At 40.6% G+C, this 9,120-nt stretch carries 9 protein-coding genes; 1 reads left to right on the forward strand and 8 read right to left on the reverse strand.

What is annotated here, in order from left to right; translation table 11 throughout:
* Positions 1 to 142: 142 nt before the first annotated feature.
* The 7 genes from ACYVTD_RS07775 to ACYVTD_RS07805 are packed head-to-tail and all read right to left on the reverse strand — an operon-like array spanning position 143 to position 6,197.
* Complete coding sequence (locus ACYVTD_RS07775; RefSeq protein ID WP_461247206.1) at positions 143 to 922, reverse strand: TIGR03915 family putative DNA repair protein; 780 nt, start codon at positions 920 to 922, stop codon at positions 143 to 145.
* Between the two features lies 1 nt (position 923).
* Positions 924 to 2,228 carry a putative DNA modification/repair radical SAM protein gene (locus ACYVTD_RS07780; protein WP_461247207.1) on the reverse strand — a complete coding sequence of 435 codons (1,305 nt, stop codon included), beginning with the start codon at positions 2,226 to 2,228 and terminating at the stop codon, positions 924 to 926.
* Between the two features lie 31 nt (positions 2,229 to 2,259).
* Positions 2,260 to 2,832, reverse strand: coding sequence for a ribonuclease HII (locus ACYVTD_RS07785; RefSeq protein ID WP_461247208.1), 573 nt, complete (start codon positions 2,830 to 2,832; stop codon positions 2,260 to 2,262).
* Complete coding sequence (locus ACYVTD_RS07790) at positions 2,832 to 3,443, reverse strand: phosphoribosyltransferase (protein ID WP_461247209.1); 612 nt, start codon at positions 3,441 to 3,443, stop codon at positions 2,832 to 2,834. The genes ACYVTD_RS07785 and ACYVTD_RS07790 overlap by 1 nt, the downstream gene beginning before the upstream one ends.
* Positions 3,436 to 4,005 carry a rhomboid family intramembrane serine protease gene (locus tag ACYVTD_RS07795; RefSeq protein WP_461247210.1) on the reverse strand — a complete coding sequence of 190 codons (570 nt, stop codon included), beginning with the start codon at positions 4,003 to 4,005 and terminating at the stop codon, positions 3,436 to 3,438. The genes ACYVTD_RS07790 and ACYVTD_RS07795 overlap by 8 nt, the downstream gene beginning before the upstream one ends.
* Positions 4,002 to 4,769: an exodeoxyribonuclease III gene (locus ACYVTD_RS07800; protein WP_461247211.1), complete on the reverse strand. Its 768-nt coding sequence runs from the start codon at positions 4,767 to 4,769 to the stop codon at positions 4,002 to 4,004. The genes ACYVTD_RS07795 and ACYVTD_RS07800 overlap by 4 nt, the downstream gene beginning before the upstream one ends.
* A gap of 9 nt (positions 4,770 to 4,778) precedes the next feature.
* Positions 4,779 to 6,197: an MATE family efflux transporter gene (locus tag ACYVTD_RS07805; RefSeq protein ID WP_461247212.1), complete on the reverse strand. Its 1,419-nt coding sequence runs from the start codon at positions 6,195 to 6,197 to the stop codon at positions 4,779 to 4,781.
* Positions 6,198 to 6,269: 72 nt separating this feature from the next.
* Here ACYVTD_RS07805 and ACYVTD_RS07810 point away from each other — a divergent pair, with 72 nt between their 5' ends.
* A complete protein-coding gene (locus tag ACYVTD_RS07810; protein WP_461247213.1) occupies positions 6,270 to 7,370 on the forward strand; it encodes a DUF2974 domain-containing protein in 1,101 nt (366 codons plus the stop codon).
* Positions 7,371 to 7,376: 6 nt separating this feature from the next.
* Here ACYVTD_RS07810 and cls read toward each other — a convergent pair whose 3' ends face one another.
* Entirely contained in the window at positions 7,377 to 8,945 is a 1,569-nt protein-coding gene (gene cls, locus ACYVTD_RS07815) for a cardiolipin synthase (RefSeq protein WP_461247214.1), read from the reverse strand.
* Positions 8,946 to 9,120: the final 175 nt, after the last annotated feature.

A 9,120-nucleotide genomic window follows, 5' to 3' on the forward strand; every position in this document is an offset into this window, starting at 1 on the left:
AACTCGACACCATGAGCGGAAAAGCAAAGGAGAAAAAAAGTAAAAGAAAGACATATAAAGGGCAGAACAGACGACTTCAGCGGAAAACCTCCTCTTTATATAAGTATAGTATATATAGAAAAGGATAAAAAGGCGTTAAAGGTTACATTTCAGGGATGTGCTTCCAGTAGCGTTTGGGTATAAATTGCTTCTGTAAATCGGGGTTATTGCGGTCTTCATTGTTAATTGTTTTGTGGTAGTGTTTCCAAAGCTCTTCCCATTCATCGCTCTTGGCAGGGGGAAAACATTGTAGAGATTCTTCCAAGAAATTGATTTTTGCCTGTCCTCGCTGTTTTCTGTGTAAAAACAGCCCTCTTTTTTCATCAATAATCGACCATGGAGTGTCCCCGAAGCGGGCTGTAAAAAACTCTCCAATACAGGGAAGGACAAAATGATCAGGCTCGCACCTTGCGATAAATTCTCCGTCTTCATTTACGGAAAACCGCAAAAGCCCCATAATTCTGTGAACCTCAATCTGCACTCTGCCTGCCGTGGTTAGCACTGTTAACGCATTGGAGTTTGTGCGGTTATTTGCCGCCCTTTCCGCCGCTTTGCGTTTATCATCTAAATTGTTAAACTCATGTGTGGCGGCTAAAACCCCTCTGCCGTAAGCTATTATTTCCCTTTCTATCGCAAGTTCGCTAATCCATGCAAGCATGATGTTGTCAAAAGCGTTAGTTGATAATTCAAAGAGGTATCGCATAGCTCCTTCAAGTAAAGACACGTCAAATTTTTTGGAAAAATAAGATGTAACAAAATCTATGTCCGCCTTATCAATTTGCTGATGTTCTTCTTTACCAGCAAGATCAAGTAATATTTCTTCGTCAATAACGAATGTGGGGTTGCTTATGCTTAAAAATAATTTACTAAGGTTTATTCTCATATTAAAACTCAAAAAGAGGCAGTTGAAGCCCCGCTCCGTCCGCGTCCGAAAGCAGACGGCGTATGCGAGTAGGGTCATCGGGACGGTCGATATACGAACCGCCTGCCGATAAAAAATAGCGCGCTCGTTTAAGAGTCGCTCCCATTCTGTAAAGATTTTCTATTGTTAAATTGCGTGAACGTCTGCTCTCAATTATTCGCCTTGCTGTTTTCGCCCCTATGCCGGGAATTCGCAGTAAGGTTTCGTAATCGGCGCTGTTTACTTCGATGGGGAAAAAATCCAAATTTTTTAATGCCCACGCTGTTTTAGGATCGATATGAGTGTCAAGGAAAGGTTGGTCTTCAGTTAAAATTTCCCCGGCGTCAAAATGATAAAAGCGTAAAAGCCAATCAGCCTGATACAGCCGATGTTCCCTGACTAACGGCGGACTTGAAGTTTCTGGCAGACGCGGGTCTAAAATATTTCCTTTGTACGCGATACTGCCCGGATGAATGAAAGCGGAGTAGTATACCCGCTTTAAGGAAAATTTATTGTAAAGAGAACTTGTCAAATTGATGATCTGCCTGTCGTCCTCGTTTGTTGCTCCGACAATAAGTTGGGTACTTTGACCCGCCGGAGCGAATTGAACCGCCGCCGTTTTTCCCTGCGGAAGAAATCTGCTTTTATTTTTTGTTTCTTCCATTTCGCGGCTTAAACAGGAAAAATCATTCATCGCCCCGATAATCGCTTTTTTGGATTTTTCGGGTGCGAGACATTGAAGGCTTTTTTCGGTTGGAAGCTCGATATTGACGCTTAACCTGTCCGCCCATTTTCCCGCCTCGCGGATCATTTTGTCGCCAGTGCCGGGAATTAATTTTAAGTGGATATAACCGCCAAAGCCCATTTCCGTTCTGAGCGTTTTCGCCGTTTCGGTTAATTTTTCCATTACGATGTCGGGGTCTGCGAAAATTCCAGACGACAAAAAAAGCCCTTCGATATAGTTTCGTTTATAAAATTCGCATGTTAGCTCTGCTAATTCTTTGACCGTAAAACTTGCTCTTTTTATGTCTGCGGACGCGCGATTTACGCAGTAGGCGCAGTCGTATTTGCACACGTTGGAATAAAGCACTTTTAGCAAACTTACACAGCGTCCGTCCTGCGTCCAACTGTGGCATACGCCCATAGGCAAACTTGTACCGAACTTTTTCCCGCCCTTGCCCTTAAAGCCTTCGCTTCCCGAAGTAGCGCAAGAAGCGTCGTACTTTGCCGCGCCTGAGAGAACGGATATTTTTTCGTGCAAGTCCTGTCCCATATAATGACTATACATGTGTTTAGGGGAGTTGTCAAGTGGAAAAAAATTACCTAACCCTAAAACTCATTCTCTGAATCGGTGAAGGACCGTATTTTAACACAGCCTCGCGGTGCGCTTTTGTAGGATACCCCTTGTGTTTTTCATACCCGTATTGCGGGTAGAGCAGAGCCATCTCGTCCATGTGGCTGTCGCGCGATGTCTTGGCAAGAATAGAAGCCGCCATTACTTCATGGACTTTCGCGTCGGCTTTTACCATTGGCGTGCATTTAATGCCGATGTCAGGGGAATAGAGACCGTCTACGATAACGGATAAATCAGCGGGCAGGGGAGAGGAGAGTTTTTTGTTCATTTCTTCAAAGGCGCGCTTCATCGCAAGAAGGCTTGCCTGTAAAATGTTTATGCTGTCTATTTCCGTGTGGCTTGCCCAGCCTACGCCCCATGCAAGCGCGCTTTCGCAAATCAGCCGCCGCGCCTCGTTACGGCGGGCTTCCGTCAGTTTTTTGGAATCGTTCAGTAAGTCGCGCATTTCGCGCGGGAAATTTTCGCCAAGTATTACAGAGGCGGCGCAAACAGGTCCAGCTAGGGGACCGCGTCCTGCCTCGTCAATTCCGCAAACCATTAGTTGTTCTCTGTTATTACATGCATAACGTCTTTTAAACTTGGGTCGCGCGAGTAATAATTTTCTTCCAGTTCTTTTTCTTTTAGCCCCATTAATTCATGGCTCATGTAATGAATCCAGTAAGTATCGTCATTTACGGATACATCGTGTTTTCTGCACCAATAATCGGGCTGAATAGGAAGTTGTTCGCTCTTGTCGTAAAAATATTTGTAATCGTGCACCGCTATTTTAAGATCATTGCGGGGAATTCCTTTGTCAAGAATAATTTGCGCAAGGTGGTTTATTGTTTTTCCTGAATCAAAAATGTCATCTATCAATAATACTTTGTCCCCAACGCGCAGATAATCGGGCGAATATGTCCACCCGTCAACTTTAACCTGATCTGACTTTGCTACGTCCGTGTAAGAGCGGGCTACTACCGCGGCGTAGTAAACAGGATGCGCGCCCTTGTGTACAATTTTAAAATATTCGCTGATGATGTTGCCAAGATACGCGCCGCCGCGAAGAGAAACATAAATTACATCGGGAATAAATCCGTCCTTGTAAATTCTGTTTGCCAGTTTAATAGCGTTGTCGCGTACTACGTCAAATTGCATGAATTCTTTATTCATGATACCTCCTTGGAACGCGGAAGAATCCAAAGAAACTTCCGCATAAGCCGCCGATAATATGCGCAAAATGAGAAATATTATTTTCTTCTGATTGACTGAATATTTGAATGCCTAAATATAAAATAAGCACAAGAATAAATGTAAGCGGAATTTCGCCGTGCGAAAAATTTGTAAACGAAGATAAAAGAATCATCATAAAAACTACGCCGGACGCTCCTAAAAGATAACTGTTAAACAAAAGCACATTTAAAATTCCAGTGGCAAGCGCTGTAATAACTATCATTAACAAAAGAGGCGATGAACCGTAAGATTCTTCCAGCATGGGACCTATTAAAAGTATTAATGTTAAATTGCTTATTAAATGACCCCAGTGGGCATGACCTATAACATGGGTAAGAATTGTAACCCAGTTTTTAAAACTTCCCGCATGAAAATTGTTTCTGCCGGGAACCATAAACCAGTTTTCAATAAGGTGCGGAAAAAACGTGCTTGACAAGAATAAAACTAACGCGCAAACAAGAGAGAAAGTCAGTACCGTAGGCGCGTTATACTTAATTCTCACGCTATTTCAATCTCCACAGGACAATGATCAGAGCCTTCAACTTCAGGTCTTATTATTGATGATTTTACCCTAGGCAGAAAGTCTTTGTCTACACAGTGATAATCGATTCTCCACCCGATGTTTTTAGCGCGCGCCTGACCCATATACGACCACCATGTATAATGGTCTTTTTCCCCTGGATGAAAATGACGAAAAGTGTCAATGTGTCCGGAGGAGAGGAATTTATCCATCCATGCCCTTTCTTCCGGCAGGTAGCCCGCATTTTTTTCATTTGCCTTTGGGCGCGCGAGATCGATGGGAGTGTGCGCTACATTATAGTCGCCGCATAGCAAAAAATGCCTTCCCTTTTTTACAATAGATTTACAAAGTTTTAAAATTGCGTCGTTAAATCTTAACTTGTAGTCCAGCCGCCTTCCCTCGTCCTGAGAATTGGGAAAATACGCCGCTATTAAAGTAAAATCCTTGTAATCGGCAACCAGAACGCGCCCTTCTTCGTCAAATTCCGCCTTGCCCAAAAAACGCACTTCGTCTGGTTTTCTCTTTGTGTAAATTGCTACGCCAGAATATCCTTTTTTTTTGGCACTTGCCCAATATGAGGAATATTTTGTGCCTACAGGGTTTATAAAAATGGGGGAAAGTTGTCCCGGCTCGGCTTTGGTTTCGTTAAGGCAGACTATATCGGCGTTTTCTTTTTTTAACCACTCAAAAAAACCCTTTTTTTCTACAGACCGAATGCCGTTTACATTCCACGAAATAATTCTCATAAGTTTCCCCTATATAACTTTATTTTCTATCCATTTGTTGCTTAGCCAACGCTTTGTATAGAATATTCCACGGAAAAGAAAGTCCGCGCCCATTGCCAAATAAACCCCTACAGGTCCAAAGCCAAATGTAAACGACAATGGATATGCGGCGCATACCCTAACTAGCCACATGGAAAAAATGGCGATAATCATAACATAACGCGCGTCTCCTGCGGCTTTTAGAGCGTTTGGAACTACAAAAGAAGGACACCAAAAAAGCGTGGAAGTTACGCAATGAACTCTTAAAAACGACACGCACATTTTGTGCGCTTCCTGCGATAAACTGAAAAAGCCGATTATCTGATCCATAAAAATAAATATAAATATGTTAATTATCAAATAAGTTATATAAGAGAGTATTACTATTTTTTTAGTGTGCCTTTTTGCCGCAAGATAGTCTCCCGCCCCGATACATTGTCCCGTAACGATTAATAATCCCATGCCGTAACCGCTGCCAGGCATAAACGCTAGGGAGTTTATTGTCGCTCCTACGGCGTTAGCTGCAATGGCGGCTGTTCCGAATATCGTGAAAATTCTTGTGACTAATATTTTCCCAACCTGAAACATTGACGATTCAAGACCGCTTGGTATTCCGATATTGAGTATTCGTCTGATTGTTCCGCCTTCAAGTTTTATGTTTTCTGTCATGCCGCATAAATTGACAATTCTTGTTTTGTCTTTCATTAAAAGATGAGTCAAAAAAACCGCCACAACAATACGCCCTATAAGCGTAGAAAACGCCGCGCCCGCTACTCCCCATTTCATTACATAGATAAAAAGAGAGTTGCCCCCTATGTTTAAAATATTCATTAATACTACTATTTGCATCGGGATTTTTGAATTTCCCATGCTTCTGAATATTGCTGCTGTGGCTGTGTAAATGGCAAGAAAGGGATATGAAATCGCGATAAATATAAAATAAATATCCGCAGAACGCATTACATCATCGGCGATATTTCCATAAATACTTTTAAGCATAAATCGGCGTGTAAATAAAGTAAAAATCATAAGAGACGCGGAAATAATCGCGCTTATATAAATTAATTGTTTAGCAGAGTTGCAGGCGTTTTTTTCGTCTTTACGCCCAAGGTATTGGCTTATAACTACAGAACCGCCGGTAGCTATCGCATTAAATGCCGTAATCATAAGAAAATTTATGCTTTCAACCAATGAAATCCCCGAAACCGCGTGCTCTCCGACATAGCTGACCATTACCATGTCTACAATACCCATCATTACCATGAGGAGTTGTTCAATAATAAGGGGCCAAAACAGGGAAAAGAGACGTCTATTATTCCAATCCACAAGAGGCAAAACTACAGGCGTATCCATAGGGGAACTACGCGCCGCAGGTTCTACAGACGCTGTGGGAAACAGTTTATCGCCCAAATTATTGCTCCTTGAAAATTGGCTGTGACTGATATAGAGAAAGTTTATTCTTTTTATGTTATATTTACAAGTATGGCGTGCATGTTCGACTATATAAAATGGCGGGGCGATTTGGATTTTAATGTATCTCCTTTTAATCCAGTGGATAATATTATTTTTTCTCAGATTGCATACCTTACGCTCGATGGAATTGTTCCCAGTCCCGAAGAAAAAGAAGGAATCAGCATCGATCTTGCCGTAAGGATTTATAACGAGAAATTACATCATCCCGATTTTAAACAGTCTTCGATATTCAAAGAAGATCCTGAATTGATAGAAGCTCTCGCGACATCAAAGCGGTTTGGAGATTGCCAATTATTCGGTTATGTGAATCATGTTGACGAAGCTTGCGAAATTCAATTTGCCGCTGTTTGCATTTATACAAGCGATGATCATAGTTTTGTAGCATACCGGGGGACAGATTCGTCTCTTTTGGGCTGGAAGGAAGATTTTAACATGTGCTTTTTAGATGTAATTCCGTCCCAGCTTGACGCTGTAAATTATCTTGAAAAAATGGCTCCCATGATAAACGGTCCCATTCGTATCGGCGGACACTCAAAAGGCGGAAACCTTGCCATTTACGCTGCTTCCAGATGCAATAACAAGATACAAAAACGCATAACAAGTATTTACAGCAATGACGCGCCCGGTTTTAACAAAGAATTTATTTGCAGCGATGGTTTTAAAGCGATAAAAGATAAAATAAAATCTTATGTACCACAGTCGTCGATTATCGGTATGTTTATGGAACACGGAGCGGATTATAACGTTATAAGAAGCAATGAAAGCGGTTTTATGCAACATAACCTTTATTCATGGGACGTAGACAATAACGATCTTGTCCATGTGGAAAAATCGACCATTACCAGCAAATTTGTAAATAACACTTTACGCGAATGGCTTTCCAACATTGACAATGAAAAACGCGAAGATGTTATAGAAGCGTTTTATCACATTCTAAACGCGGCGGACATTAAGTCAGTTAATGAGCCTGATATTTCATGGTTATCATTGGTAAGCAGAGTATTCAAGTCGCTAAACTCCGTAGAAGAGTCCAAAAGAAAACTAATAAAACAAACATTGAAAGACCTAGTTCGCTCCGCCGGACATAATTTTGACACTTTTTTTAAATAGTATATTTCACATCAATGGCGCGAAGATACGCAACACATCGGAAATAATACTTCTAAATTTTTTATCTGCGCATTCTTTTAAAGTGATTTCCTGAGAACCGGGCAGAGTGCGTAAAAAATCTTCTTTAACGGCGGCGACTGTTTCACTTGCGTAAATTAACACACCGCACTCAAAGTGAAGATAAAGACTTCTAAAGTCTAAGTTTGTCGTGCCTACAGTCGCTATTTTATCATCGGAAACAAAAGTTTTGCCGTGATTAAAACCGGACGTGTATTCATAAACTTTTACGCCGGCTTTAATGAGCCTTCGGTAATATGAACGCGATGTAATCGCTACAATCCATTTGTCCCAGCGGTGCGGGGTTATTATGCGCACGTCAACTCCGCTTTTTGCCGCAAGTATTAAAGCGGAAAGAAGATTATCGTCTACAATTAAGTACGGGGTATTGATATAAACATATTTTTTAGCGTGGTTTATAATTTGAATATATACATGTTCCCCTACGTTTTCTTTGTCGATAGGACTGTCGGCATAAGGTTGCACATAACCCCATGTTTTATAGTTTTTTGATACGCTCTTTCCGGTATGTTCATTGTTTTTTCCCGGGAAAAATGACGCATAATCATCTTTTTCTTTAAAACCAAGATTCCACATTTGTAAAAAAATTAACGTTAAAGACCAAGCCGCGTCTCCTTCAATTTTTATCGCAGCGTCCTTCCAGTGCCCAAAACGTTCAACCGCGTTAATGTACTCGTCAGCAAGATTAAGTCCGCCCGTAAACGCTATCTTGCCGTCTATCGAAATAATTTTGCGGTGGTCGCGGTTGTTCTGCAATGACGAAACAATAGGTCTGAATTTATTAAAAACAAAACATTTAATTCCTTTTTGTTTAAGTATTTTTTGGAAGTTGGACGGCAAAGTAAAAAAACAGCCCATGTCATCGTACATTATGCGAACATCAAGCCCATCCGCGGCTTTTCTTTCCAGAATATTCAATATTGAATTGAACATTTGCCCTTCTTTTAAAATAAAAAACTCCATAAAAATATATTTTTGCGCTTTTTCAAGGTCTTCAATAACCCTGTTAAAAAAAGTTTCACCTGACGGAAAATATTCCTGTTTTGTGTTTCCGTAAATGGGAAAACCCGCGTATTCCTGCAAATAATGAGCCTGAGAGCTAAAATCAGGATAATTTTTTACAAGTTCATCTAGACGGTTTCCATAAAGATAAAAAGACTCGCGGCTGTTAGAGATATTTCCAAAAAGGGCTCTTCTTAATTTTTTCGGGTTAGACCAAAAGTTTAAAACAATATACAGAATTCCACCAAAAAGAGGAACCAACAGGATTATAAAAATCCATGTAAGTTTAAAGCCCGCTTTTTCATGTTTATTTATTATATTAATACAAACAATAACACTAAGAACCGTAAGAATCCAATAAGAATATTTTAAATATATGCCTGTTCCAGCTACCAATGAAAAAAACAAGAGAATTTGGGCAAGAAGGGATAATATAACAAGAATCCTTCTTCTAAAGACAAATTTTACTCTATGTTTTAAATTCTTTTTAACCATTAATTAAATATACATAGGTTTTACGGAAATCTCAAGAAAAATTAAAAGGGCCATTTACCCGCTCCGTAACGAATGACTTTTACCTCGTCCTCGCATAAATTAAGAATAGTGGAAAAAATTGTATCCCTGCTCATCCTATTCCAATCAGGTTAATTGAAACGCTTAAATCTCCGCT

Source organism: Treponema sp. R6D11 (assembly GCF_054786075.1).

What these genes read in the sequence shown, in the direction of transcription:
- ACYVTD_RS07775 (WP_461247206.1), bottom strand. Translation starts at nt 922, where the DNA reads ATGAGAATAAACCTTAGTAAATTATTTTTAAGCATAAGCAACCCCACA.
- ACYVTD_RS07810 (WP_461247213.1), top strand. Translation starts at nt 6,270, where the DNA reads ATGGCGTGCATGTTCGACTATATAAAATGGCGGGGCGATTTGGATTTT.
- ACYVTD_RS07800 (WP_461247211.1), bottom strand. Translation starts at nt 4,769, where the DNA reads ATGAGAATTATTTCGTGGAATGTAAACGGCATTCGGTCTGTAGAAAAA.
- cls (WP_461247214.1), bottom strand. Translation starts at nt 8,945, where the DNA reads ATGGTTAAAAAGAATTTAAAACATAGAGTAAAATTTGTCTTTAGAAGA.
- ACYVTD_RS07785 (WP_461247208.1), bottom strand. Translation starts at nt 2,832, where the DNA reads ATGGTTTGCGGAATTGACGAGGCAGGACGCGGTCCCCTAGCTGGACCT.
- ACYVTD_RS07790 (WP_461247209.1), bottom strand. Translation starts at nt 3,443, where the DNA reads ATGAATAAAGAATTCATGCAATTTGACGTAGTACGCGACAACGCTATT.
- ACYVTD_RS07780 (WP_461247207.1), bottom strand. Translation starts at nt 2,228, where the DNA reads ATGTATAGTCATTATATGGGACAGGACTTGCACGAAAAAATATCCGTT.